Below are 26,607 nucleotides of genomic sequence, written 5' to 3' on the forward strand. Positions count from 1 at the left end.
CCAGCCAAAACGAGCAAGCCATTGTTTATAAACACTTTTTACAAATGGCACAGGCCTTGCTCTACCGCCTGCAGCAGAGCTTGAGACCGCGGCCACCGCGCCGGTCCGGCAACAAGCCGTCACTGACCACGCTTGCGACGACCCGCCACGACACCGTCGCCTTACCCGACAAGGTTGACCCCAACCGGGGACAGACCGGGGAATCCCATTGGAGCGATTCACATCATGAGTTCGACACGCGCCGCCGGCCGCCAGGCCCGCACCACCTTCACCCACAGCCTGCTGTTCCTCGCGGTCTGCGAGGCCCTTAGCTACAGCAGCCTGGCCCTCGCCGCCGACACCGCCGGCAGCGACAACCCACTGGACACCGTGGTCGTCATCGGCAACCGCGGCCAGGCCCGGACCCTGGCCGAAAGCACCGCCCCGGTGGATGTCATCTCCTCCAAGCAACTGCTCGCCACCGGCCAGGGCGACCTGACCCGGGCCCTGAGCAAAGTGCTGCCGTCGCTGAACCTGCCGGCGTCCTCCGGCTATGGTTCGACCTCGGTGGTGCGCCCCATCAGCCTGCGCGGCCTCAACGGCGACCAGGTACTGGTGCTGGTCAACGGCAAGCGTCGCCATAACAGCGCCCTGCTGAACAACGGCACCTTCCTCAACTCCGGCTCGCAACCGGTGGACCTGGACATGATCCCGACCGCCCTGGTCGACCATATCGAAGTGCTGCGCGACGGCGCCTCGGCGCAATACGGTTCCGACGCCATCGGCGGCGTGGTGAACATCGTGCTCAAGCAGTCCGACCACGGCGGCAGCCTATCCACCACCTACGGCCAGAACTTCGAGAACGGCGACGGCGAGACCGCCCGGCAGACCGGCAACCTCGGCCTGTCGCTGCCCAACGACGGCTTTATCAACCTGGCCCTGGACGTGAAGAAACAGAACGTCTCCGACCGCTCCGACGACGCGCCCTATACCGACAGCGCCGGCAACACCAGCCAGCGCCACACCTACTACGGCACCGGCCTGCCGGAGTCGCGCAACTTCAGTTTCGGCTACAACGCCGAGCTGCCGGTGGATGACGCCCTGACCCTGTACTCGTTCTCCACCTACACCCGGCGCAACTCGGAAAAACCCCTGGCGTTCCACCAGCCGGCCAGTTTCGACGGCATCGCCACGCCGTTCCCGGAAGGCATCGAGGACTCCCTGCGCTTTATCGAAAACGACTTCCAGGTGGCGTTCGGCGGCAAGGGCAAGGTCGCCGGCTGGGACTACGACCTGTCCAGCACCTACGGCCAGGACCACGCCCAGGCGACCCTGCGCGACACCTACAACCTGAGCTACGGGGCGAACTCGCCGACCTCGGTCGACACCGGGGTCAAGACCTTCAGCCAGTGGACCAACAACCTCGACCTGACCCGCGCCTTCGACTTCGGCCTGGCCAAGCCGACGCAGATTTCCTGGGGCCTGGAACAACGCTACGAGAACTACAAGATCGGCAAGGGTGACTACGAGTCCTATGCCCTCGGCAACTTCGCCACCGGGGCCAGCGGCAACCCGATCGCCCCGGGGACCATCTCCGGCGCCGGCACCACCCCGGCCGACGCCGCCGAGAAAGGCCGGACCAGCGTCGCCACCTACGCCGAGATCGGCCAGGACCTGACCGACAAATGGCATGTCGACCTGGCCGGGCGCTACGAGCACTACAACGACGGCTCCGGCACCACCACCAACGGCAAGTTCGCCACCCGCTACCAGTTGACGCCGATCCTCGCCGTGCGCGGCAGCTTCAGCACCGGCTTCCGCGCACCGTCGCTGGCCCAGCAGATCTACAGCTCGACTTCCCAGAGCAGCGTCAACGGCAATCTGATCGACTATCGCAACGTCGCCGTGGACTCGGACGTGGCCAAGGCCCTTGGCGCCTCCACCCTAAAACCGGAGAAGTCGACCAACTTCGGCCTGGGCCTGACTCTCCAGCCGATCGATAACGCCAGCATCACCCTCGATGCCTACCAGATCAAGATCAAGGACCGCATCGCCCAGACCGGCTACCTCGGCGGTACTGCGCAGATCAACGCGATTCTCGCCGCGGCCGGGCTCAACACCAACCAGGCGGTGACCTATTTCACCAACGCCCTCGACACCACCACCCGCGGCCTCGACCTGGTCGGCGACTACCGCCAGGACCTCGGCGCCTACGGCAGCCTGCGCTACAGCCTGGGCTTCAACTGGAACACCACCGAGATCGACTCGATCCACGCCTCGGACGTCGCCCAGCAGGCCCTCGGCCCGGACGGCGGCTACGACCGCCAGCGCCAGGGCAACCTGAAGTACGGCACGCCTGAGTCCAAGCTGCTGCTGGGCGGCACCTGGAGCATCGACAAGTTCGACGTCGGCCTGAACCTGACCCGCTACGGCGAATACACCCAGTACGGCACCGCCGCGATCTACGACCGCACCTTCTCGCCGACCTGGATCACCGACCTCAATATCGACTACCACCTGAACAAGGCCATCACCCTCACCGCCGGGGCCAACAACCTGTTCAACATCTACCCGGAACGCACCAAGCTGCCGAGCAGTTCGGGGGCCTTCCCCTACGGCAACTTCTCGCCCTACGGCACCACCGGCGGCTACTGGTACACCGGCGTGACCTACAACTTCTGACCCTCCTGGCGGCGCCATCGACCCAGCCGGTCGCCGGCGCCGCCCCGCTCACCGGGAGCCTGCCCATGACCCGCCGTACCGATCAACTCAAGCTGGGGGCCTTCCTCGCCAACAGCGGTCATCATGTCGCCGCCTGGCGTCATCCCCTGGCCCAGGCCGATGCCAGCCTGGACTTCGGCCACTTCAAGGCGATTGCCCAAACCGCCGAACGCGGCAGGTTCGACGCCCTGTTCGTCGCCGACGTGGTCGCGCTATGGGGTCATCATCACGATGCCCTGAGCCGCACCGCCCGCGCCGAACACTTCGAGCCGCTGACCCTGATGTCCGCCCTCGCGGCGGTCACCACCCATATCGGCCTGATCGCCACGGCCACCACCAGCTACAACGAGCCGTACCATATCGCCCGCAAGTTCGCTTCCCTCGATCACCTGTCCGGTGGCCGCGCGGCGTGGAACCTGGTGACCTCGGTGGTCTCCGACGAGGCCTGGAACTTCGGCCGGGAAAACCATATCGACCACGGCGACCGCTACCAGCGCGCCGAGGAATTCCACGACGTGGTCAAGGGCCTGTGGGACAGCTGGGACGACGATGCCTTTGTCCGCGACAAGCGCAGCGGCCAGTACTTCGACCCGGACAAGCTGCACACGCTCAACCATCGGGGCGAACACTTCCGCGTACGCGGCCCGTTGAACGTCGCCCGACCGCCCCAGGGCCATCCGGTGCTGGTCCAGGCCGGCGCCTCGGAAGCCGGCAAGACCCTGGCCGCGCGCGTTGCCGAACTGATCTTCGCGTCCCATCACGACCTGTCCGCCGCCCAGGCGTTCTACCAGGACATCAAGGCCCGGGCCGCCGATTTCGGCCGCGATCCGGACCATATCAAGATCCTCCCCGGCGTCACGCCCTTTATCGGCGAGACCCGCGAACAGGCCCAGGCGCTGTTCGAAGAGTTCCAGGCGCTGATCGACCCGGTACTCGGCCTGCGCCTGCTGGCCGACACCCTCGGCGACGATATCGACCTGAGCGGTCATGACCTCGACGGCCCGCTGCCGGATACCCCGGTGGGCCAGCGCGGCAGTCGCCGGGACAAGGTGCTGGAACTGGCCCGCAGGGAAAACCTCAGCATCCGCCAGCTGTACCTGCACCTGGCCGGCGGCAATCCGGTGATCGGCACGCCCGCCGATATCGCCGACAGCTTCGAGGCCTGGTTCCAGGCCCGGGCCTGCGACGGTTTCAACGTGTTCTTTCCGTACTACCCGGGCGCCATCGAGGTGTTTGTCGACCAGGTGATTCCACTCTTGCAGGAACGCGGGCTGTTCCGTCGCGAGTACGCCGGCCGTACCCTGCGGGAAAACCTCGGGCTGCCGCGCCCGGCCAACCGGTTCAGCCGATCATGAGCGGCGGTTTCTCACTGGGCTTTCTCAGCCGGGTCTATCGCCCGACCTTCGACCCGCAGGTCTACCGCGACACCCTGGAGTTGTTCCGGGTCGCCGAGGAACTGGGTTTCGACAGTGGCTGGGTGGCCCAGCATCATTTCGCCAGTGAACAGGGGCGCCTGCCCTCGCCCCTGGTCCTGCTGGCCGCCATCGCCCAGCGAACCCGCCGCATTGCCCTGGGCACCGGGATTATCGTCCTGCCGCAGGAAGAACCGCTGCGCCTGGCCGAGGACGCCGCGGTACTCGACCTGCTGAGCAACGGGCGCCTGGAACTGGGCCTTGGTGCCGGCTTCGACCCGCAGACCTACGACGCCTTCGGCCTCGCCCACGCTGAACGGCACCGCGACTATGAAACACGCCTGCAGCGCCTGCGCTCGGCCCTCGGCAACACCCCCTTGAACGACGACGGCCTGCGCCTGCTGCCCCGCGCCGAAGGACTCGGACGACGACTGTGGGAAGCGACTTCGCGGGTCGAACTGGTCGCCGCCCGCGGCAACGGGCTGATCATGGCGCCCAATCCGCACCTGCCGGCCGAGGCCGGCGTGGAACTGGTCGAACGTTATCGAAACGCCTGGACCGGCGACAACGGCACCCCGGCCAGGGTCGCCCGGGTGCAGGCGGTATTCCCCGGCGCGGACGCCGCGGCCGAGGGCTCGGCGCTGCACAGCGATATCCTCGGCTATGTGCGGCGCCAGCAGAGCATCGGCGTCTACCGGGCCGGGCTCGATGACGACTTCAACAGCGTGCTCGGTCGCCTCGGCGTGCTCCATGGCTCGCCGCAGCAAATTATCGAAGGCCTCGCCCAGGGGCCGCGACTGAGCGCCAACGACCAGTTGATCGTCCAGGTCCAAACCGCCAATACCCCGCTGCGCGAGGCCATCCGTTCGCTGGAAATCATCCGAGAACAGATCGCCCCCGCCCTGGGTTGGCGCCCCCACAGCGAGCGCCCAGCGCCTCTGGAGAACCACCGCCCATGAGCAGTGCCAAACCCTTCAAGCTGGGTTTTCTCAGCCACGCCTTCGGCGACGATCCACGGCAGGTCTACCGCGACCTGATCGAGCAGTTCGAGGTCGCCGAAGCCCTTGGCTTCGACGGTGGCTGGATTGCCCAGCACCACCTGAGCAACGGTTTCGGCCGCCTGCCTTCGCCGCTGGTGCTGCTGGCGGCGGTGGCCGAGCGTACCCGGCGGATCGAGCTGGGCACGGGGGTCATCGTCCTGCCCTTCGAAGACCCGGTACGCCTGGCCGAAGATGCCAGCGTACTCGACAGCCTCAGCGGCGCACGCCTGCAACTGGGCCTGGGCAGCGGCGGCGCCAACCTCGACAACTTCGCCGCCTTCCGCCGCGAAGCCGGACAGCGGCAACAGGACTTCGCCCACCATCAGCAACGGTTGCAGCAACTGCTCGAAGGCGGCCCGGTGGATGCCAGCAGCGACCTGACCCTGCAGCCGCCGGCCGCTGCCCTGGCAGGCCGACTCTGGCATTCCCATGGCAGCCTCGAAGGCGCGGCCTACACCGCGCGCCAGGGCAACGGCCTGCTGCTGGGCACGGCGACCCATGATCCGCTGACCGTGCAGAGGCCCCTGGCCGAAGCCTATCTGCAAGCCTGGGCGCATGACGACAAGCCATCGCGCATCGGCGTGGTGCGGGCGATCTTCCCCGCCGCCGACCGCGCCAGTGCCCGGGCCGAACTGGCGGTCGATATCGAGCGGCATATCCCGCGGCTCAAGCGTGAAGGGCTGATCGACGAAGCCGTCGACCTGGAAGAACACCTGCGGTTGATGAACGTGCACCACGGTCATCCGGACGAAGTGATCGCCAGCCTGCGCCAGGACCCGTCGCTGCTGCCCTATGCCGACTACGTAATCGCCGTGGTCCAGGCGGAAAGCTCGACCCAGGCGCAGATTCTCCGCCGCCTGGAGATCCTAGCCCGCGAGATCGCCCCGGCACTCGGCTGGCAACCCACATGAACGCCACGCCCCCTGTAGGAGCCGGCTTGCCGGCGATAGCGCCCGCACCGGCACCGCAGGGCTCAAGGCCCCCATCGCTGGCAAGCCAGCTCCTACAAATCCTGCAGCCATCCCCTAACCCCCGATCCAACACCTCCCCTGTAGGAGCCGGCTTGCCGGCGATCGGCAACAACGCGCAGTATCTGACACACCACCGCCACCCACCCCGAACCTCTCCGGAGGCCCCCCATGGCACTTGAATTCAGCTGGCAGTTGCCGCTTTGCGGTCCCGGCCAGACCCCGGGGTGGGCCCAGCGCCCCGGCGAATGGATGCAACTGGCCCAGGCCGCGGAATACGCCGGGCTCGATGGCCTGTGGATTCCCGGCGGCGCCCATTGCGCCGACAGCCTGGGCGTGGCGGCGGCGCTCTGCGCCCATACCCGGCGGGTGCAACTGACGGTCAGCGTGCCACCGGAAGTCATGCTTCCGGCCGCCCTCGCCGCCACCTTGCAGAGCCTGCAATCGATCAGCGCCCACCGCGTGCGCCTGCACCTGCCCGACAGCGAGCAAGGCAGCCTGCGCAGCGCCTTCGGCGAGTGGCTCAACCGCGACCAGCGCAACGAGCGGATCGGCGAATACCTGGATATCCTCGGCCCGCTGCTGCAGCCCGACAGCGCCGAGTTCAACTATGACGGACGCTACTTCCAGCTGGAAAACGCCGGGGTCGCCCGCCGCCCGCTACCGGCCCCGCCGATTGTCCTGGATGACTCCCAGGACGCCGCACTGATCGCTCGCCATGCCAGCTTCTGCCTGCTGCGCTCCGGCTCGCCGGACTGGCTGCAACAGGCCATCGAGCGGCTGCGCGGCAACGCCGGCCACCCAGGTTTTGCCAGCAGCTTCGGGCTGATCGTGCGCGACACCGAGGACGAGGCCTGGGACGCCGCCGAGGCCTCCCTGGAACAGGTGCCGCTCCAGGCCCATGAAACCTCCGCCCGGGTCCTGCCGCTCAAGCGTCATCGGCATCCGGCCCGGCGCTTTGAAATCCACCCCAACCTGTGGCAGCCCCATAGCGATCAACCGCTGTTTATCGTCGGCACCCCGCACCAGGTCGCCACCCGCCTGCAACAGTTGCATGGCCTGGGCCTGGAACAGGTGATCGTCCACGGCCAGCCGGCGGTCCGCGAGGTGCTGCGTTTCGGTGAACAGATCCTGCCGTTGCTGACGGCCCAAGGCTTGCGCAAGGAGCGCACCGTGCATGACCAATGACCCTCGTACCCCGCTCGAAATCGACTGGTTCCTGCCGACCAATGGCGACGGCCGCCACCTGACCAGCAGCGGCCTGCCCAAGAGCGGGTTGCTGCAGGCCGGCGAACGGGCCCCGACCCTGGACTATCTGCGCCAGATCGTCCGCGCCGCCGAACTGGCCGGCTTCGATTCGATCATGGTGCCCACCGCCAGCGGTTTCGAAGACCCCTGGCTGATCACCGCGGTGCTGGCCCAGGAGGTGCGTCGGCTGAAGTTCCTGCTGACCTTGCGCCCCGGCCTCGAACTGCCCGCCTATACCGCGCACCGTGCCGCGACCCTGCAACTGCTCAGCGAAAACCGCCTGGCCTTGCATGTGGTCAGCGGTTCCAGTCGTTTCGAACAGCGCTCGCTGGGGGACTTTCTAGAGCATGACGAACGCTACGCCCGCACCGCCGAATTCCTCCAGGTGTTCCAGGCGGTCTGGGCCGGCAAGGGCCTGCCGTTCCACGGTCGTTACTACCGCAGCAGCAGCGCGACGCCGATCACCCCCCATGCCTCGGCGCCGGCAATCTACTTCGGCGGGGCCTCGACCGCGGCCGAACAGGTCGGTGCGGCCCATGCGCAGACCTACCTGATGTGGTGCGAACCGCCGTCGATGATCGCCGAGCGCATCCAACGCATGCGCGAACTGGCGGCCCTGCAGGGCCGCAGCCTGCGCTTCGGCCTGCGCCTGCACATCTTTGCCGCGGCCACTGACGATGCAGCCTGGGCCCATGTCGAAAAGCTGCTGGAGGAAATCCCCAAGGAAGCCATCGAGCGCGCCCAGGTACAGATGGCGGCCTACGAGTCGGTCGGCCAGACCCGCCAGACGCAACTGGTCCAGGGGCGCGGGCGGCGGGCTCGGGAACTGGAAGTCTCGGCCAATCTCTGGGCCGGTGTCGGTCTGGTCAGGGGCGGTGCGGGAACCGCCCTGGTGGGCAGCTACGAACAGGTGGCCGAGCGGATCGAGGAATATCACCAACTGGGGGTCGACAGTTTTATCCTGTCGGGCTTTCCGCACCTGGAGGAAGCGATTCACCTGGGCAGCGAACTGCTGCCGCAACTGCGGCGGATCAGCACCACACAGCCCAAAACCCAACACCGCCCCCTGTAGCCGGCGATCCGCCAAAGGCGGCCATCCCCCTCTATCCCCCAACCAAACAACCTCAGGACTTAACCCGCCCCTTGAGCATCCCATGGTTGACCAGCAAGGTGCGCATGGCATTGCGGGTGATCCCCAGCAACTCGGCCGTGCGCAACTGGTTGAAGCCGCAGAAGGCAAAGGCCTCGCGCACGATCAGGTCCTCGATATCGTGCAGCAGGGTTTCCCCCGGCACCTCGAACAGACGCAGCAACTGCTCGCGCATCACGTCCTGGGGAACCCGCGCCACGCTGCTACTGGAGCTTGCCCGCGAAGCGCTGAGCCCGGCGGAGAACTTCAGATGTTCCGGACGGATCGGCTTGTCGCCCGCCACCAGCAGGGCCAGGTGCACGACGTTTTCCAGCTCGCGGATATTGCCCGGCCAGGGGTAGTCGAGCAGCGCCTGGGTGGCCGCTTCGGAAAGCATCGGTTCGCTGATTTTCAGGCGCAGGCTGTAGAGTTTGCGAAAGTGTTCCACCAGCGGCAGGATGTCCAGCGGACGCTCGCGCAACGGCAGCACCTGGACCTGGGCGACATTGATCCGGTAGAACAGGTCCAGGCGGAAATTCCCCGCCTCCACCGCCTGCTCCAGGTCGATGTTGGTCGCCGTCACCAGGCGGATATTGATCTTGATCGGCTTGCGCGAACCGACCCGGACGATTTCCTGCTCCTGCAGGGCCCGCAGCAGCTTGACCTGCAACGGTAGCGGCAGGTCGCCGATCTCATCGAGAAACAGCGTGCCGCCGTCGGCTTCCTCGAACCAGCCGGCACGCCGCCCGACCGCCCCGGAAAAGGCCCCGGCCTCATGCCCGAAGAACTCGCTCTCGGCGAGGGTTTCGCTGATCGCCCCGCAGTTCACCGGCACGAAGGCGCCGCTGCGACCGCTGGAGGAATGGATATAACGCGCCACCAGCTCCTTGCCGGTACCGGTCTCGCCATTGATCAGCACCGGCGCTTCGCTGGGACCGACCCGCTGCAGGTAATCGAGCAATTGCCGGGAGCGCGGGTCGGCAAACACCAGGGCCTTGGCGCGAATCGACAGCGGATCTTTTTCGCCCTGCGGCAGGGTCAGGATCGGACTGGGATGTCCGGGGCTCGTACTCATAGTTTGGCGATGGAGACTTCTGTGGATTTGACGAAGGCGATCACCTCGCTGCCGACCGCCAGTTCGAGGTCGCGGACCGAGCGTGTGGTGATGACGGAAGTGACGATACCCGAAGCGGTTTGCACATCGATCTCGGAGACCACGTCACCGATGAGGATTTCCTTGATGACGCCACGGAACTGGTTACGGACGTTGATCGCTTTGATGGTCATGGGGCAGCTTCCTGTCTGGTGAAGGGGCACGTACATCGTGCAGTGCTGGAGCTAAAGTGCACCTTTATCGGATTTTTCAAAAGGAATTAATAATCATCATTTTATTCCTTAAAAGAATAAGAGATCCATTCCTCCCCGGCCTGCGTCCACCCTGGCTAGAATCAACTCCCAAAGGCCTGCGCGACGGAACCTCGGGCGTCGGTTGCTGCCACACGGATAACACTGATTGCCAGGCCCGTTTCTCCCGGCCCGATTTCCAAGGAGGCTTCAATGCGAACACTCGATCTGGCCGGCATGGCCGTTCCCGTCATCGGCCAGGGCACCTGGCGCATGGGCGAGGACCGGCAACAGCGCACCCACGAAGTGCGAGCCCTGCAAACCGGTATCGAGTTGGGCATGAGCCTGATCGATACCGCCGAAATGTATGCCGAGGGTGGTGCCGAGGAAGTCGTCGGCCAGGCCATCGCCGGGCAACGCGACAAGGTGTTCCTGGTCAGCAAGGTCTATCCGCACAACGCCAGCCGCAAGGGCATTCCCCTGGCCTGCGAACGCAGCCTGCGACGCCTGGGCACCGACCATATCGACCTGTACCTGCTGCACTGGCGCGGCCAGTACCCGCTGGAAGAAACCGTCGAGGTCTTCGAGCAACTGCGCGAACAGGGCAAGATTGGCCGCTGGGGCGTATCCAACTTCGACGTCGAGGACCTGCAGGAACTGGCCTCGCCGTTCTGCGCCACCAACCAGGTGCTTTACAACCTGGAAGAGCGCGGCATCGAGTTCGACCTGCTGCCGTGGTGGCAGCAACACAACCTGCCGCTGATGGCCTACTGCCCGGTCGGCCAGGGTGGTGCCCTGCTCGACAGTTCGACCCTCCAGCATATCGCCGAACGGCACAACGCCACGCCGGCGCAAGTGGCCCTGGCCTGGGTGCTGCGCCAGGACGGCGTGCTGGCGATCCCCAAGGCGGTCAACCTGGAGCATGTGCGGCTCAATGCGGCGGCGGCCGAACTGAAGCTGGACGAACACGACCTCGACGCCATCGACCGGGTGTTCGTACCGCCCAAGCGCAAGCATCGGTTGGCGATGGTCTGAGGGCGCCGGGAAAGCCCGCGGCGCTCGAACAGATCATCTCTCCATCGACGCAGAGCTGCGGCTCGCTCATTTCTCATCGTTGCGTCTGATACCGAACTGATCCTGAACTGATACCACCGTGGCCTGTCGCCGTGAGCGCCGCCGCCTCATATTGGCTCGCCCCGATAAGGTCAAGACCCAACTCGATAACGCAGTTATCCATCAACCCATTACCAGGCAGGAGCAAACCATGAGCGACGAAATGGACATGACCAACGTCATCAAGGCCGCGGATTACAAGAAGCTCAACGGCGATCTCGGCTATGGTCGAAACCGCCTCAGCGCAGCCCGGGCACCGGACGAGCGCGTATTTGACCCTGCATCCGGCGCCGGCATCCAGCGGCACACGGATACGCGTCGCGAAGATTACTCGTCGTTCTTCAGATCGATTCTGGATTATCGCCGCGACACAAAGATCAAGTTCAATACGACGGCCAGCTATGGTGAATTCTCCGCCGAATTTCACCTCAACTTTGAAAAGAAATACACCTCCCATCAAGACAACACCGCCGCTGTACGGACTCTGCGCCTGGTCTTCGGCGGCGCCAAGCTCGATGCCGTCTCGGCCGCGACGCTCTCGCCCAAATTCACCACGGAAGTCGCCCGCCTGCCTACGGTGTTCAGCCATGAGGAGGCGCATAAGTTCTATAGGTTCTTCGACATGTTCGGGACCGACGTGGTGACCTCGATCACGCTGGGCGGCACGCTGTACTTCCAGGCCCTGGTGAAGAAATCGAAAGTGACGGAACTCGAAAAGATCAAGATCGAGCTGGAGGCCGAGTACGGCATCTTCTTCACGGCGGATGGTTCGATCGATGACACGGTCGAGCGCAAGCAGTACATGGAGAGCCGCGACGCCTCGGTCACCACTGAGGGCGGTGACAACGACATCTTCTCCGACGCCATCTTCACGAAGCCGAAGAAGTATGACAACAAGACGAACCAATGGGTCGCTTCCGTCGGGAAAAAACCGGTGGTTGTCGGGCGGGAATTCAAGCCTGTCCACGCCTTCATTGCCGACGACAAGCGGCGCATTGCGGCACAGACGGCCTTGGATCACTATATGGGGCGCTATCTGAGCGTCCATTCGACCTGGAGCTACAGCAGCCTCACCGTCGGCAACATGAAACGGCGAGAGCTGGCGTCCGATGCCGTCGGCAGCCCCGCCATCAAGGTGCGCGTGATCGACCGCAAGACGTTGGAGGGACGGGAACAGCATTTCGCGGCCCCCGCCATCGGTAGCGCCGTGTCCGACATCAACCAGTTCTGGAATGCGTTCAAGTCCGATGTCGAGTCCATGGGACTTGAGCACGTCATCGTCCTGCTGGCGACGGAATTCTGGCCGCGGGAAAGCCGCTACTGCCCGCCGGATCACATCATCGCTTTCCTGAAGAATAAATGCGGCGGCTCGGAGGCGACCCTGCATCGCTGGCGCGATGATTCCCTGCGCTGCGTGCCGTGCCCCTATGCCGGCATAAGCTACGGGCTGATCGGCTACGGCAACGGCACCTCCCATGACAAGGGCGGGGATGCCTATGTGATCGGCTTCGGCGATCCGCAGCGCACGCTACGGCCGGAACTTGAGATTTTCGCTGACCTCCATACCACTGAAGACGGTACGGCGAAGTTCGCCTGCAATGATATCTTCCAGGGGGAAGCCATCGCTTTCCTGAAGTTGCGCAGCCAGCATTGGAACACCCGCCAGATTGCCGTCGATCCCCATGTCCCGGAGCGCGTCATCCTGGAAGACGATAGCGCGGGCGATGCCAGCAAGGCACTGTGGTACGCGCAGCCGGCGGGTCCGAAACACGACATGCACCCCGTCTATCTGATCAACGCCCAGACCTGCGGCGTCCTGCAATGGGACAGCGGCGGCGCGGCCCTGGAGAAGGAAGCCGTGCTACGACCCTTCGCCCCCAACCTCGACATCAACCTGTGGGATCTGCGCTACCCCCATATTCTGTGCCTGTCTTACCAACCGCACTGGGACCTGCGTGCCTTTGACGATCGGCGCGTGAAAGTGGCGTCGTACAGGAGCGAGGACACAGAACTGCGCTGGTCGCCAAGTGACGTCAGTCGTGTGCTCTGACCCCTGTTTGTCTATTTGAAAAGGAGTATTGAAATGCCTAAGGGATACCAGTCGTTTCTGCAGAAATCGACCCGCATTACCTACTGCAGCAAAGAGAAATATGCCAATCACGACCTCTGCGCAATATGGGTTGCCGATGCATTGAAGCACTTCAAGATCGAGGCCTCGGATACCAAGGACTACAAATACCCTCTCGACAGCCAACCGGCCCGAGCCACGATCTGGCCGGGCTGACAGCAAGCGTTCCAGGTGCCATGAAGGAAGGGCTAATGCCAGTCAGCCAAACTGACTGGCATTGGTCGTTGAGGCTGCTTTTTTATGTCCGCGTTATGGCGGCCGGGTCATGCATGATTTGTTGGCGCAGATCCAATCAAAGCCTCTGCATATCGTGGAGTGGGGCTTTTCTGTCGATGAAGAGGATGGCGGGGGCTATTTGCGATTTTGGAGTAATGACTGCTCCAAAAAATTCTAATCACCTGTCATTTCTGACAGTATCCAGTTGGGCATGACGCCCCTATGTTTCTTTTGTCATCGTTTCAATAACTCACCGGATCCAACGAGGAGGTATCGTCATGCAGAAGGAACATATCGATTCTGTCAAAGGGACCGCCGCGCAGGCTCCTCAGGTAAATTGGACATGCGTTGATAAGACTGTATTCGATATTGCCGATAACCCACTTGGTCCCTACACGCTCACTCAAGGGCTTGCCTACGACCCTGAAACCAATCGGGGTTTTTTCTCTGGGTGCATTACGCTGCCTGTGCTCTCTCAAGCCGGATTTTCAAGAGGGGACATTGGCTATGTCGAAGACTTTGCCAGGAAATTTCTCTTTCCTGCAGATCTCACCCGGTATGGAATTAACCATGTGGGGTGCATTGATATCCTCGATGGAGAAATACTGGCGCCTCTCGAAGATAAACGATATGCGGGAGAAAACTATTTGAACCCCATGTTGGCTACATTCGATCCGGAGACGTTCGCTTACACCGGGAAGCAGACGTTATTGCCTCGCGACGAGGATCAGGATAACGGCGTGCCTTGGGTCGCCGCTGACGAAGCACACGGCGTTGTTTACACATCAAAATATAGTCCAGAGAAACTAAACATATTTTCGATCGCTTCGTTGTGGTCTGGTGCGCCTGTCCGTGAACAATTGCAGCTGTCTCGACGTATCCGTGACGTACAGGCTGGGAAGGTATATGACGGCTATCTTTATGTTATTTCAGAAGAAGAAATGAAGGTCATAGATTTGATGGACGGTACGGTGTCTGATGTTCATTTGGGGGACTATTTGCCCACCCCGGATAATCCAGATTATTTTTATGAGTGGGAGCATGAAGGGGTAGCGTTCTTTCACGGCGAAAAAGGTTCTTTTCTTCATTTGACAGCTATTAGAAGCCTGGGTGGTCCAGATATCATTTATCCAGTTCCGACCAGCGTGGTTGTTTTTGATTTTAAAATAAGTTCTTAGTCGCTCAGTCTCTGACTGTAGTGGTGGCTCTGCCAGATGGGGTGACAGAACCATCGCTCAACTGAGAAGAGTGATCGGCAGCCGTAATATCATGGCTGCCGATTGCTGGTGTCCGGTCTCTGCCAGGCTAGCGGCCTGAATCCCTGTCACTGGTACCTTGGCCCGAACAGCATGTCGCGTTTTCAAGTAACGAAGTGAATTACTCCGAGCACACTGCCGACAAATGATTTTTGACGCGCTGGAAGAAGGTGTCAGTACGTTGCTCAGCTAGCTGACCTTGACGCTGAATAGCGATTCACTCAACCAGAAGCTTGCGCCCCTCTCACGCTTTGCCGGGCAGCTGTAACATCCAGCAACGGGTCGAAATGGCTTTCCGAAAATACACCGGTTTCCTACACATCATGGGCATGGGAGAATATTGTGTGCGTCTGCTGTGGTGGCTAGAGTCCGGAGATCGCTGCAAATTCAGCGATACGGGTTTCGCAGCCCGGCGATGAATAGGCGCATAGTGCCGCGAAAGCGGCTTTTTTGTATCCGCGTTATGGCGGGCTGTGCGCAGGAGGCTTATGCCTGCCGGTTTTCCTATTCACCGGTCTGCGAACCTGCGTGCAGTTCGCCACCCTTGTCTCGCAGCAAGTGTGGACGAACCCTATGAACGTAATAGGAGATTCGCCATGGTCAAGAAAATCACTCCAGACCCACCACCTTGCAGCACTGCCAGTGTCGCGGAAAAAGCGACCTGTCCGAGCCGGATAACGCGCGATTCGCGGGGACAGATCCCATCAAAGCCGCCGCATGATCAAACGTCGATACTTCTCGAAAAACTGCCCGCCACGGCATTCAAAGCCGTCGAATCCAACACCTCGTCCACTCCCGCGCTGTTCTCCGTCCAACCTGGCATCACCGCCAGGGTCGCGCTGACCCAGGTATCTCAATTGCTCAAATCCGCCGAACTGAACGCCGATGAAATCTGCCCGCGCCTGAGTGGTTTCGAACGGGATCTGCTGATGGGGTTGATCCATTGCGTGACCTTGTCACGAACCGTGGTGGATGCACTGCTGGATGGGGCATCCCCACAGACTCACACCTGACGCTTGTGATCGGCACGCCGTGATGTTTGCGGCGACCGATGACTGATGCCACCCCATGGTCCGAACGGCGTGTCCCACTCTCAGGTAACGAAGTGAATTACTCCCACCTTCGCCGTGAACGAGCGTTTCAGCGATCATTTGCCCAGAAACGAAAAAAGCCCATCTTTCGATGAGCTTTTTCGTGTTTCTCCAGGGGGAGGTAATCACCAACAAATCCCGGAGCAAGTGGAACAATGTTATTGCCCAAGCCAGACCAAGTCAAGGAGTTGCCCAGTGCCCGTCTGCGCCGCCGATGCTCAAGCTGTCGAATCAGCGCTCTCCAAAGAACGGTTGAGCACCTATGTTCGTACGCTGAAGACGTCCAACACCCGGCATGCGTTGTCGTTGTACGCATGGAACGCGAAGATTTCCGGTGCGTTCATGCTCCCTCAACAAATATGCGAAGTGGCGGTCCGCAACGCGGCATCCGAAGTCCTGGGTCAGGTTTATGGGCCCCAGTGGCCCTGGTCGATCAGTTTTGAGCGGAGCCTGCCGGATCCCCATTCTGGATTCAGTATGCGCAAGGAAATGGAGTCAGCACGGAGCAAGGCGCGTTCACGCAACGCAGGTGCAGTCATCCCGGAATTGAAATTCGCATTCTGGGGCAAACTTTTCACACACAGGTTTGATGATCGCTTGTGGTTGCCTCACCTACTGACGTCATTCCCTGGCATGCCTGCCGACAGGAGCCCCGCACACTGCCGACAAATGATTTTTGACGCATTGGAAGGCGTTAGAAAAATCCGAAATCGGATTGCCCACCACGAGCCCATTTTTGCCAGGAGCCTGGTTGCCGACCTGGAGCGGATGATGAATCTCGTTTCGTGGAGATGCCCTAGAACCGCTGCATGGCTGAGCAAAATCGAAGGCGTCAGTGCCTTGCTCAGCCAGCGTCCTTAACGAGTGACCTATGACGCACAGTTGGCCGTCACGGCCTTCATGTTCTTCTCAAGGTTTTTCAGGCTGTACTCTTCAAGCTGAAAATTGAACCCGTTCTTGTTGTTCAGGCGCTCCGGACGCAGCATCGCGGGGTTGCCGTCAATATCGAACAGCCTGGCGAGATGTTGCACGTCCGCTTTTCGCTCGGTCATGTTATCGAAATGTCGGACAACTTCGCCCAACGGTATGGGTCGTTCGGCCTGACGGCTCATCCAGTCCTCAAGACGCAGGGGACGGGTGGCCCCATCGCCCAGATCGGACTGATAGAGAAAGGCATCGCGCTGGGGTTTGTTGCTCGCCGGCAGATCGATGACATAGGCGTGCCCCATGGCCTCGTCGTTGACCCGGAGAATGAAGTTCCTGTCTGCTGGCAATGACGCCAGTTGCTGCTTCAACTGCGACAAGGATAGGGGTTGACCGTGTTCGAAGCTGTAGCTGCGCTGGCTGCTGTCCAGAAACAGCTTCATCACGTTATTCGCGGTCACTCCGCAAACAGGCGCATTGAAGCGCTTGCTGCTGCCCAACATGGCTTCCACGTCCTGCTTCGAGCAGCCCCAATCCTTCGCCGTCTGCTCGATATTACGGTCGATCGCCGCGAGAATTTCCCCAGGATTCTTGTAATGAATCGGCACCTCGTTGTTATCGCTATTGAGCAAGGCGTTGGCCTTGATATTTTGCGCGGTCATCTTGGCGAAATGCTGCAGGTGCCTTGTCGACGGGTTGTTGACCGGCTGGGCCGCGGTCGAGGTTGATGCCCTGGCAACCGCGTTGCTGTTGTTCGTCCGTGATTGCAGGCGTGGATCTGGCTGACTCGGGCGCAATGAGTTGAGGTAATTTCTCATGGTGGGTGTCCTGGCTGATAGTCCGGACACAGTGAGTGAACGGACAGGCCATTCCGGTTCCACGGGAAAAGTGTCCGGTCAGCGCGTCAATCCCAACCGCTCATGCCACTCGGCGATGGATTCCTCGGGATAACCCTCGAACTGCTGGTCGCCTGCTCGCACGTCGACCTCGACCCAGGGTGCCTTCGAATCCAGCAGCAGGTGCGTGTGCTCGGGCGGCACCGGCAGCGGTGTGTCGATGGCCGAGGCAAAGGGGTGGATCAGTTCCGGCCATTCGGGGCTGAACAACCACAGCGCGCTGCCGCACTCCTTGCAGAAATGCCGCTCGGCGCTGCTGCGATGGCTGCGGGACTCGCCCTCGCCTTTCATCTTCGCGTGGTAGATAGCGATGTGCGGGCGCCCCCTGACCTTCAGCGTCGTCGCGTCGCCACCGAGGTTGATCGCGTAACCGCCACCGCCCTGGGTCTTGCGACAGATCGAGCAATAGCAGCGCTGGTAGGGATAAGGGTGCGCGCTGGTAAGACTGAACGTTACCGCGCCGCAATGGCAGGATCCTTCGAGCAGCATGGTCTTCCCTCCTGTATTGGCCTGATGATTCGAGCCCGGCGACGCCGGAAAGTGCAATGATTTTGCAGGTCATCGCGCCAGCCCGCGCCGCACGGCAGCTTTCCTATACTCAATCTTCAAGGGTTCACCTCGAAGAGAGATGATATGAAGCATGCTGAAGTTCTGATCGTGGGCGCCGGTCCCACCGGTCTGGTCCTGGCGCTCTGGCTGAGCAGACAGGGAATTGCCGTGCGGATCATCGACAAGACCGCCGAACCGGGCACCACCTCCCGCGCCCTGGCCGTGCAGGCCCGCACCCTTGAGCTGTATCGCCAACTGGATCTCAGCGATGCCGTGGTCGGACACGGCCACAAGGTGCCGGCCGTGAATTTCTGGGTCAAGGGCGAACAGGCCGCCCGCCTGTCGCTGGCCGACATCGGCCAGGGCCTGACACCCTACGCGTTCATGGAAATTTTTCCCCAGGACCAGCACGAACAACTGTTGGTCGAAAGGCTCCAAGCCCTCGGCGTAACGGTCGAGCGCAGCACCGAACTGCTGGGTTTCGCCGATATCGGTAATGGCGTCAGCGCCCAGTTGCACCGTGCCGATGGCAGCGAGGAAAGTCTGCAAGTGGCCTACCTGGCCGGTTGCGACGGTGCCCGCTCGACCGTGCGCAAGGCCCTCGATATCGGCTACCCCGGCGGGACCTACCAGCAGATTTTCTATGTCGCCGATGTCCAGGCCTCGGGCCCGGCGATCAATGGCGAACTGCATGTGGACCTGGATGACGCGGACTTCCTCGCGGTCTTTCCCCTCGCCGGGACGGGTCGGGCCCGGCTGATCGGGACGGTGCGCGACGAACGGGCCGAGGCGTCCCATACCCTGCAATTCGAAGATGTCAGCTCGCGGGCCATCGAGCATATGCGCCTTGAGGTCGAACAGGTGAACTGGTTCTCCAGCTATCGGGTGCATCACCGGGTGGCCGACAGCTTCCGTTCCGGGCGGGTGTTCCTCCTTGGCGATGCCGCCCATGTACACAGCCCGGCCGGCGGCCAGGGCATGAATACCGGGATCGGCGATGCGATCAACCTGGCCTGGAAACTCGCGGCGGTCTTGCGCAACAAGGCCGAGGCAAGCCTGCTCGGCACCTACGAGGCCGAGCGCATCGGCTTTGCCCGACGCCTGGTCGCCACCACCGACCGCGCCTTCAGCTTTGCCACCGCCGATGGCTGGATCGCCAATCTGGTGCGCACGCGCCTGGCGCCCCTGGTGGTGTCGCGGGTGGCGTCGCTGGAGATGGCCCGCGAATTCCTCTTTCGCACGGTGTCGCAGATCACCTTGAACTACCGTGGCATGCCCTTGAGCATGGGCATCGCCGGCGAGATCCAGGGTGGCGACCGCCTGCCCTGGGCAGCGGATGCCGAGGACGACAACTTTGCTTCCCTGGTGTATATCGGCTGGCAGGTGCATGTGTACGGCAGCGCCGGCAGTGCGCTGACCCGCTGGTGCGAAGAACGACTGATGCCCCTGCACGTCTTCGAATGGCGGCCCGTCCATGAAGGCGCCGGGCTGGTGCGCAACGCCGTCTATCTGCTACGGCCGGACAGCTATATCGCCCTCGCCGAGCCACTGGGCAGCCCGGGCGGGATCGAGCGCTACTTCGAGGAACGCGGGATCCGCTACCCCTGATCAGGTGCCCTTGGCCACCAGCCTGGCGAGCAATTCCGCGCGGCGAGAACGATCGGCGCTTTCCTTCGCCAGCAGTTGCGGCAGCAGCTCCCGGGCTTGCCGCGCCGAGAGGATGAACACGCCGTCATCGTCGCCGATGGCGATGTCCCCGGGATGCACCAGGACCTCGCCCACCCGGATCGGTTGATTGAGTTCTCCGCCCTGCCCCAGGCTGCGGGTGGTCAGCGCGCTGATACCGCGACTGAAGATCGGCAGGCCGTGCTCGCGCAACGCCGCGACATCCGTCACGGAACCTGCCACCACCACCCCGGCCAGCCCCTTGATCAGCCCCGCCAGGGTGCGCAGCTCGCCCCAGCAGGCACAGTCGGCATCGCCGACGCACTCGATCACCAGCACATCGTCCGGCTCGCTGCACAGCAAGGCATCGCGCAGGATGCTGCCATCGGGGGTGAATACCTTGACCGTCAGCACATTGCCGACCATCCGGATGCCTTCGAACAACGGCCTGACACCGCGCAGGTAGCCGGCTTCGACCAGGTGCCCGGCGGTGGAGGACGCAATGCCCCGGAGTTGTTCGAGCAGCGCGGCGTCGGCCTGTTGTCGGCGCGGAGCGATCCGTGGGTTCAGCGACATTTTTTCGGCCTCAACAAGGGACAGGTGGAGCAGTATTCGACCGGGTTGCTGGCCTCATAGTAGAAACAGCAGGTGCGGCGGAAACGGATGCTTTTGCCCTCGGTGTTTTTCCCCTCGGGAGCAAGCACCGTGGGCGACCGGCGAAAATGCCGCAGCGGGTTGTAGTCCAGGCCGAACAGCGCCGGCTCGGCGTCGTTCAGCAGCCAGTGGAAATCTGCTTCATGGCGCTGGCGAACCCGTGGATCGTCGATCTTGACCATACGTTTTTCATACAGCGAATACACGCGTACGGCGGTGTTTTCCCAGAGGATCCGCCGGGAAATGCCGCTGACCTGGTAGAAGGTCCGCCACAACGGCTGGAGCAAGCCGGCGAACAGGCTGCCGACAATCGACTCGCGCCAGGCCTCGCGCGCTCCCGGCGCATAAGTGACGAGCGAGAGATCGTTCAGCGGCATCGACGAAGTCCAGAGCCCATCATCGTGCCCGTATTCGACCAGGCAATTGTCCGGCGACAGCGACAGGCCCTTGTCATAGACCGACAGGGCGTACAGGCAGGCGCCGGTACTGAGGAAGGAGAACCGCTTGGCCAGCAGCGAAGCGGTGATTGCCAGCGTCGGTGAGCCGATCACCGGCCCCAGTGCCCGCAACAGACGCTCGCAGGTCTCGGGATCGAGCAATGCCCGCGCCGTCAGCGAACGTGGATCGCGCTGTTCCGCCGACCTGAGCCGCAACGCCCCGGACAGCAGCGCCCACTCTTCCTCGGTGAAGACCGCCGGCCCTGTCATTGCGGCAGTTCCCGGCCAAAGGGAATGCACAACGGCGTGCCGAAAAACGGATCGCTGATGATCCGGCAGTTGAGATTGAACACCTGCTTGACCAGCGCCTCGCTGAGAATGTCCTCGGGACGGCCCTGGGCAAACGCCGTGCGCTCGTGCACCGCGACCATATGATCGGCGTAGCGACAGGCCAGGTTGAGGTCGTGCAGCACCATGACAATGGTCTTGCCTTCCTGGCGGTTGAGGTCGCGCAACAGGTCCAGTACCTCGATCTGGTGCGCCAGGTCGAGAAAGGTCGTCGGCTCGTCCAGCAGCACGATGTCGGTGTCCTGGGCCAGGGTCATGGCGATCCACGCCCGCTGGCGCTGGCCGCCGGACAAGGCGTCCACCGGCCGTTCGGCCAGCGCCTGCATGCCGGTCTGCTGCAGGGCGCGCTCGACCATCGCTTCATCCTGCACAGACCACTGCTGCATCCAGTTCTGGTAAGGGTAACGCCCCAGCGCCACCAGTTGCCGCACGCTGATGCCCTCGGGCGCGCTGGGCATCTGCGGCAGGATCGCCAGCTCGCGCGCCACCGCCGCCGTGGACTTCTGGTGGATGTCCATGCCGTTGAGGATCACCTGGCCCTGCTGCGGTTTGAGCAGCCGGGCGAAGGACTTGAGCAGGGTACTCTTGCCACAGCCGTTGCTGCCGATCAGTACCGACACCTGGCCTTGGGGCAGTTGCAGGTCGAGGCCGTCGATAATCACCTGACGCTGGTAGCTCAGGGTCAGGCCCTGGGCCGTAATGGATGCCATCTGCAATTCCTCAGTGCCGCTGATTGATCAAAAGATACAGAAAAAACGGTGTGCCCAGCACCGCGACAAATATCCCTGCGGGCAAGTCCAGGGGCAGGAACAGCGTGCGACCGACCAGATCGGCTAGCATCACCAGGTTGGCGCCGACCAGGGCGGCCATCACTGCCTGCCCGGCAAATCCGGGCGCCACCAGGCGCTTGGCGATATGCGGCGCAATCAGCCCGACAAAGGCAATCGCCCCACCCCAGGCCACGGCCGCGCCGGCCAGCGCGACGCTGACCAGCAACAGCCCGGCACGCAACCCTTGCACGCGCACACCGATCCCCTGGGCCAGGTCGTCATCCAGTTGCTGCACCCGCACCTGCCGCGCCAGCCACACCAGCAGCGGCAGGATCGCCAACAGCCACAACGCCAGCGCCCGGGGCTCCGGCCAACTGGCGCCGTAGACACTGCCCGTCAGCCAGACATAGGCCGACAAGGTCGTGGTCAACGGGCTGAATACCAGCAGGAAGGTGGTCACCGCCGCCAGCAGCGCGGAAATGCCGACGCCGATCAGCACCAGGCGCAACGGCGAAGTGCCCTGCTTCCAGGCCAACAGGTAGATCGCCAAGGCCGCGAGCCCGGCACCGGCCATGGCGGCCAACGGCAGGAACCGTGGGCCGAGGGCCATGGAGAAAAACGACAGATAGAACACCGCCGCCGCGCTGGCGCCGCTGGTGATGCCCAACAGGTCCGGCGAGGCCAGCGGGTTGCGGATGATGCTCTGCAGGATCAAGCCGGACACCGCCAGCGCCGACCCCACCAGCGCCGCCAGGACCAGGCGCGGCATGCGCAGTTGCTCGACGATAAAGGTCAGGCTGCTGTCCCCCGATCCGGCCAGCACACGCAACACCGTCTGCGGCGACAGGTTGATCTTGCCCACCGCCAACGCCCCCAGCATGACCAACAGGGTCAACAGCAGCGCCAGGGCCAGGCGTCCCAGAGTGGCAAAGTTGAATTGCCGGGAAAAAGCGCCGCGACGCAACGCCAGGTACTTATCCATAACGTGCACCTCTACGGGCCAGGGCAATGAAGAATGGCGCGCCGAAAAAAGCAGTCATCACCCCTACCGGCACCTCCTGCGGCAGAATCACCACCCGGGCCAGGGTATCGGCCAGCAACAACAGCGTGGCCCCGAGCACCGCGCAGCCCGGCAGCAACCAGCGATGATCGATGGACAGGCCCTTGCGCACCATGTGCGGCACCAGCAGGCCGATAAAACCGATGCTGCCGGCCAGTGCCACCGCACTGCCCGCCAGGCCGATGATCAGCACGCTCATCAGCCAGCGTATCAAGCCGGTACGCTGTCCCAGTCCAGTGGCGATGGCTTCGCCGGCGTTGAGTACATTGACCTGCCCGGCCAACAACCACGAACCGAGCAAGGCGAACGACACACCGATCAACAGCGGCGCGGCCATCGCCAGGTCGCGCTCGGAAAGCGAACCCGCCAGCCAGAACAGCACGGTGTCCAGTCCCTCCTCATTGACCACCAGCAAGGCCTGGCTGAAGGCGGAAAACAACGCCGTGATCGCCGCGCCCGCCAACACGATGCGCAGCGGGTTGAGACTGCCCTGGCCGCGATTGCCGATCAGCCAGACCAGCGCTCCCGCCAGGGCCGCGCCGATAAAGGCACACCACAGCCATTGATTCATCGACGACAGGGCAAACAGCGACGAACCCAGGATAATCGCAAAGGTTGCCCCGGCATTCACACCGAACAACCCTGGCGACGCCAGCGGGTTGCGCGTCAGTGCCTGCATCAGCGCACCGGCCACCGCCAGGCTCGCGCCCACGGCGATGGCCATGAGGGTACGCGTCAGCCGGGTCGTGACGATCAGTTGCTGGCCCGCGCTCAAGGTATCCGGCTGCGTCAGCCCTGCGAACAGTTGCGATGGTTCGATCCAGGTGGCGCCCGCCGCCAGGCTCAGAACGCAGGACAACAGCATGACCAGCAACGCCAGCATCAGTTTCGACAGACGACTCATGAAGACGCCACCACGCGCTCGATGTCGTCGAGCATCAGGTTGGCCCCCAGGATGCCTCCCGAGAAGCTCCAGGCGATGGCATCGACCCGCCAGACCTGCTCCTGCCGGGCCGCACGCATCTGCTGCCAGAACGGGTAATGCACCAGGCGCTCATAGTTGCGCTGCACAGAGGGGCTGTCGGCGCGCTGGAAAACGAAAAACAGGTCGGCATCGACCACGGGCAAGCTCTCTTTGCTGGTGAGTTTGATATAGGTGCCATGGGCCTGGCGGGCGACCGGGTTCCAGGCGAAGCCCAGTTCGGTGAGCACGGAGCCGGCGAAACTGCCCGGCAGGTAGCTGCGCACATGATCTTCGCGCACATCCAGCACCGAGACCGTGAGCGGCCAGCGCCCGGCGAACTTCGCCTGCAGTTGCTCGCGCAGGCGCAGCACCCGCTGCTGCCATTGGCCCAGCAGGCTCGTGGCCTGTTGCTGGCGATGCAACGCGGCGCCCATCATTGCCAGGGTCCGCTTGAATTCGAAGACTTCTTCGAGCATCACCAGCGTGCCGATCCGCTCCAGCAGTGGCGCGATACGCTGGTGGCGAAAGCGCGACGCGACGATCACGTCCGGCTTGAGCAGGACGATGTCCTCCAGGCTCGGCTGGGTTTCCAGACCGACATGGGACACCGTCGCCAACGCCGGACGCAAGTAGCGGAAGGTCGGTTTCTCGGTTGGCGAATCCACCACGCCAACGGGCGTCAGCCCCAGGGCCACGGCGCTGTCGGTCGCGCCCTGGAACAGGGTGATCACCCGCACGCCGTCGGCGCGGGCCAGCGCAGGCAGGGCCAGCAGACCCAGGGACAGGCGCAGCACCGTGCGCCTGGAAGGTGACAGGAAAGGCTCAGGCTTCACGGCGCAACCTGTGGAACGGGTTGACCACTTCGCCCTTGCCGAACGGCATGCTGCCCGGCCCGCCGGCCCGCTCGATCATCGGCGTCAGCAACAGTTTCTGCGGCCAGCGCGGCACGTCGAACAGGCGGTGCCTGATCATCGCCCGCGCCTCGTCGTCGAAGTCGATGGTGGTGATCAGCTCCTCGAGAACATCGCGCAACACCGTCCACAACGCCGTCACCGGCACCGCGTAGACCTGCGCCAGGGTGTCCATGATCGCCCGCACGTTGACCTGGATGCCCAGGGTCTGCAGCCAGAACAGCAGGTCTTCGGGACGCTCGTGATACAGCGTGTTGGCATGGCCCTTCTTGATCCGGTAGACCGGGTCGGCCATGCCGTTGCGCTCCAGCCAGGGCACGTAGATGCGCAGCGAATCATGGTCGCGCAGCAACAGGCCCCGGGCCTGGCCGGCCTTCCACACCAGTACCGCGTTCTGCCCGTGCACCTCGCCGAGCATGCCGATGCGGAACATGCGCAGGTTGATATCGAAGAAGCTGTGGCTCAGCTCGCGGAACAGGCTCAGTACCGAAGCCTGGTTGCGCGGCAACTGGCGATAGTCCATCCACTCGTCGAAGAAATGCCGGTTGCTGCCGGGCAACGGTGTGCCCAGCGCGGCCATCGGCAGCAGGCGGCAATCGGGGTCGTCGAGCAAGGCCGCCGGGTAGCCGCGCAGCATCGCCGAGAGGTGCCGTGGCGCTTCGTCGAACAAGGTCGCGTCGGGTGGCATGAAGGCCCACCACTTGCTCTCGTCGCACAGGTACAGCGAGCGCGCCAGGCTGGCGTCCTTGTCCAGGGCCTGGCGCAACAGCCGCTCGCTCAGGCCACCGTTGATCATCTTCACCGCCGGCAGGTAGCGGGACGCACCGAGGGAATGGATCGCCATGGGCAGCTTGAGGTAGTCGGCACTCGGGAAGCATGGCGTCATCGAGCGCAGGGACGAGGTGGCGAACACCGTCGCTGCCTGGAACGCCAGGCGGCGGCAGTCACCCCTGGCGAATGCAGCGCCCAGTTGCTTTTCCAGCACATGCTCGAACTGCCAGGGATGGACCGGCAGCGCGACGTGGCTGCCGTCGATCCCCAGCGCCTGCAACTCCTGCTCCAGTTGCGCCTGCAATGGCGCTGGCAACAGATAACGCGATGGCCGGGACTGATCGATATCTCCCACCCCTTCACCGCATTGCAGCAAGGCCTTGGCCACCGCTACCCAGTTCAGTACCACGGGTTGGGCGAACTCGGCCTGATAACGTCGGTACTCGGCCTCGTCGAGGCCCTGCTTGGCCTTGGCCAGGGGGTGATACGGGCGGTCGCGCAACGATGCCCACTGCTCCATGGTCCTGAAGAAGGTCGCTCCGTCCTGTGCCATGAGGCCCTGGTCGTCGACCTGGTGGTCCAGCGACAGCGCGGTCTGCCAGACGCTGGTGTGCAACACGTCGAGGAACAGCGCCAGGCCCTTTTCGTTGTCCTGGAAACGTGGCGCCATGCCGGCGAACACACGCTTCATGAAATCCTCGGGCGACAGGCGGGTCCAGGATTCGCCCTGTCGGGCCAGCACCGGCGTGCCCGGGACCTTCTCCCATTGCTGGGTGATGCCGGGCCGTAGGGCAATACTGATGAAGCGCTGTTCCGGCGCATCGCAGCACCACTCCCAGATGCGCTGCCCGGGGCTGGCGGTATCGAGCAGCGGCGCCTGCGGATGGGCCAGTTGCCAATGGGCGGTGTCCACCAGGTTCAGCGGCTGATCACCAAAGAAGTCTTCCGCCAGCAGGCAATCGATCAGGTCCTGCATCACGATATCGGCGGCGAGTGCGGTGAAGTTCATCGGG

At 63.3% G+C, this 26,607-nt stretch carries 24 protein-coding genes; 13 read left to right on the forward strand and 11 right to left on the reverse strand.

The window, feature by feature from the left end; all coding sequences use genetic code 11:
- The first annotated feature begins 225 nt into the window (after window positions 1–225).
- From HX851_RS29445 to HX851_RS29470, 6 genes are all read left to right on the forward strand, one after another.
- Complete coding sequence (locus HX851_RS29445) at window positions 226–2,661, forward strand: TonB-dependent receptor plug domain-containing protein (protein ID WP_177064954.1); 2,436 nt, start codon at window positions 226–228, stop codon at window positions 2,659–2,661.
- A gap of 65 nt (window positions 2,662–2,726) precedes the next feature.
- Window positions 2,727–4,055: an LLM class flavin-dependent oxidoreductase gene (locus HX851_RS29450; protein ID WP_177064952.1), complete on the forward strand. Its 1,329-nt coding sequence runs from the start codon at window positions 2,727–2,729 to the stop codon at window positions 4,053–4,055.
- Entirely contained in the window at window positions 4,052–5,071 is a 1,020-nt protein-coding gene (locus HX851_RS29455) for an LLM class flavin-dependent oxidoreductase (protein ID WP_177064950.1), read from the forward strand. Before HX851_RS29450 ends, HX851_RS29455 begins: the two co-directional genes overlap by 4 nt.
- Complete coding sequence (locus HX851_RS29460; RefSeq protein ID WP_177064948.1) at window positions 5,068–6,063, forward strand: LLM class flavin-dependent oxidoreductase; 996 nt, start codon at window positions 5,068–5,070, stop codon at window positions 6,061–6,063. The genes HX851_RS29455 and HX851_RS29460 overlap by 4 nt, the downstream gene beginning before the upstream one ends.
- A gap of 228 nt (window positions 6,064–6,291) precedes the next feature.
- Window positions 6,292–7,308 (forward strand): LLM class flavin-dependent oxidoreductase, encoded by a 1,017-nt coding sequence (locus tag HX851_RS29465; protein ID WP_177064946.1) that lies wholly within the window; start codon window positions 6,292–6,294, stop codon window positions 7,306–7,308.
- Window positions 7,298–8,440: an LLM class flavin-dependent oxidoreductase gene (locus HX851_RS29470; RefSeq protein WP_177064944.1), complete on the forward strand. Its 1,143-nt coding sequence runs from the start codon at window positions 7,298–7,300 to the stop codon at window positions 8,438–8,440. Before HX851_RS29465 ends, HX851_RS29470 begins: the two co-directional genes overlap by 11 nt.
- A 52-nt stretch (window positions 8,441–8,492) precedes the next feature.
- Here HX851_RS29470 and HX851_RS29475 read toward each other — a convergent pair whose 3' ends face one another.
- Entirely contained in the window at window positions 8,493–9,572 is a 1,080-nt protein-coding gene (locus tag HX851_RS29475; RefSeq protein WP_177055790.1) for a sigma-54 interaction domain-containing protein, read from the reverse strand.
- Window positions 9,569–9,784: a TOBE domain-containing protein gene (locus HX851_RS29480; protein WP_017124334.1), complete on the reverse strand. Its 216-nt coding sequence runs from the start codon at window positions 9,782–9,784 to the stop codon at window positions 9,569–9,571. Before HX851_RS29480 ends, HX851_RS29475 begins: the two co-directional genes overlap by 4 nt.
- Before the next feature lie 270 nt (window positions 9,785–10,054).
- On the opposite strand from HX851_RS29480, the gene HX851_RS29485 reads away from it, so the two are divergent.
- From HX851_RS29485 to HX851_RS29510, 6 genes are all read left to right on the forward strand, one after another.
- Window positions 10,055–10,876 (forward strand): aldo/keto reductase, encoded by an 822-nt coding sequence (locus tag HX851_RS29485; protein ID WP_177064941.1) that lies wholly within the window; start codon window positions 10,055–10,057, stop codon window positions 10,874–10,876.
- A 229-nt stretch (window positions 10,877–11,105) separates the two neighbouring features.
- A complete protein-coding gene (locus tag HX851_RS29490; RefSeq protein WP_177064939.1) occupies window positions 11,106–13,004 on the forward strand; it encodes an MAC/perforin domain-containing protein in 1,899 nt (632 codons plus the stop codon).
- A 33-nt stretch (window positions 13,005–13,037) separates the two neighbouring features.
- Complete coding sequence (locus HX851_RS29495; RefSeq protein WP_177064937.1) at window positions 13,038–13,238, forward strand: hypothetical protein; 201 nt, start codon at window positions 13,038–13,040, stop codon at window positions 13,236–13,238.
- 338 nt (window positions 13,239–13,576) lie between these two features.
- The gene (locus tag HX851_RS29500) at window positions 13,577–14,476 is read left to right on the forward strand and encodes a hypothetical protein (RefSeq protein ID WP_177064935.1); all 900 of its coding nucleotides are present in this window, start codon (window positions 13,577–13,579) and stop codon (window positions 14,474–14,476) included.
- Window positions 14,477–15,150: 674 nt separating this feature from the next.
- Window positions 15,151–15,567, forward strand: coding sequence for a DUF6124 family protein (locus tag HX851_RS29505; RefSeq protein WP_177064933.1), 417 nt, complete (start codon window positions 15,151–15,153; stop codon window positions 15,565–15,567).
- 273 nt (window positions 15,568–15,840) lie between these two features.
- On the forward strand, window positions 15,841–16,506 hold the full coding sequence (locus HX851_RS29510) for a hypothetical protein (RefSeq protein WP_177064931.1): 666 nt from the start codon (window positions 15,841–15,843) through the stop codon (window positions 16,504–16,506).
- Between the two features lie 8 nt (window positions 16,507–16,514).
- Here HX851_RS29510 and HX851_RS45360 read toward each other — a convergent pair whose 3' ends face one another.
- Together HX851_RS45360 and HX851_RS29520 are read right to left on the reverse strand one after the other, a co-directional pair.
- The gene (locus HX851_RS45360) at window positions 16,515–17,450 is read right to left on the reverse strand and encodes a cycle-inhibiting factor (RefSeq protein WP_218173546.1); all 936 of its coding nucleotides are present in this window, start codon (window positions 17,448–17,450) and stop codon (window positions 16,515–16,517) included.
- Between the two features lie 15 nt (window positions 17,451–17,465).
- Entirely contained in the window at window positions 17,466–17,954 is a 489-nt protein-coding gene (locus HX851_RS29520; RefSeq protein WP_017127162.1) for a GFA family protein, read from the reverse strand.
- Window positions 17,955–18,098: 144 nt separating this feature from the next.
- Here HX851_RS29520 and HX851_RS29525 point away from each other — a divergent pair, with 144 nt between their 5' ends.
- Window positions 18,099–19,622, forward strand: a complete 1,524-nt coding sequence (locus HX851_RS29525; RefSeq protein WP_177064930.1) for an FAD-dependent monooxygenase — start codon at window positions 18,099–18,101, stop codon at window positions 19,620–19,622.
- On the opposite strand, the gene HX851_RS29530 is transcribed toward HX851_RS29525, so the two are convergent.
- The 7 genes from HX851_RS29530 to HX851_RS29560 are packed head-to-tail and all read right to left on the reverse strand — an operon-like array spanning window position 19,623 to window position 26,603.
- Window positions 19,623–20,255, reverse strand: a complete 633-nt coding sequence (locus HX851_RS29530; protein ID WP_177064928.1) for an RraA family protein — start codon at window positions 20,253–20,255, stop codon at window positions 19,623–19,625. It abuts the gene before it with no gap.
- The gene (locus HX851_RS29535) at window positions 20,246–21,040 is read right to left on the reverse strand and encodes an IucA/IucC family C-terminal-domain containing protein (RefSeq protein ID WP_177064926.1); all 795 of its coding nucleotides are present in this window, start codon (window positions 21,038–21,040) and stop codon (window positions 20,246–20,248) included. The genes HX851_RS29530 and HX851_RS29535 overlap by 10 nt, the downstream gene beginning before the upstream one ends.
- On the reverse strand, window positions 21,037–21,828 hold the full coding sequence (locus tag HX851_RS29540; RefSeq protein ID WP_177064924.1) for an ABC transporter ATP-binding protein: 792 nt from the start codon (window positions 21,826–21,828) through the stop codon (window positions 21,037–21,039). The genes HX851_RS29535 and HX851_RS29540 overlap by 4 nt, the downstream gene beginning before the upstream one ends.
- Window positions 21,829–21,838: 10 nt before the next feature.
- The gene (locus HX851_RS29545) at window positions 21,839–22,870 is read right to left on the reverse strand and encodes a FecCD family ABC transporter permease (RefSeq protein ID WP_177064922.1); all 1,032 of its coding nucleotides are present in this window, start codon (window positions 22,868–22,870) and stop codon (window positions 21,839–21,841) included.
- Window positions 22,863–23,852 (reverse strand): FecCD family ABC transporter permease, encoded by a 990-nt coding sequence (locus HX851_RS29550; RefSeq protein ID WP_177064920.1) that lies wholly within the window; start codon window positions 23,850–23,852, stop codon window positions 22,863–22,865. The genes HX851_RS29545 and HX851_RS29550 overlap by 8 nt, the downstream gene beginning before the upstream one ends.
- Entirely contained in the window at window positions 23,849–24,745 is an 897-nt protein-coding gene (locus tag HX851_RS29555) for an ABC transporter substrate-binding protein (RefSeq protein WP_177064918.1), read from the reverse strand. Before HX851_RS29555 ends, HX851_RS29550 begins: the two co-directional genes overlap by 4 nt.
- Window positions 24,735–26,603 carry an IucA/IucC family protein gene (locus HX851_RS29560; protein WP_177064916.1) on the reverse strand — a complete coding sequence of 623 codons (1,869 nt, stop codon included), beginning with the start codon at window positions 26,601–26,603 and terminating at the stop codon, window positions 24,735–24,737. The genes HX851_RS29555 and HX851_RS29560 overlap by 11 nt, the downstream gene beginning before the upstream one ends.
- Window positions 26,604–26,607: the final 4 nt, after the last annotated feature.

The sequence above is a fragment of the Pseudomonas gingeri genome (genome assembly GCF_013385635.1).
GTDB classification, from domain to species: domain Bacteria; phylum Pseudomonadota; class Gammaproteobacteria; order Pseudomonadales; family Pseudomonadaceae; genus Aquipseudomonas; species Aquipseudomonas gingeri_A.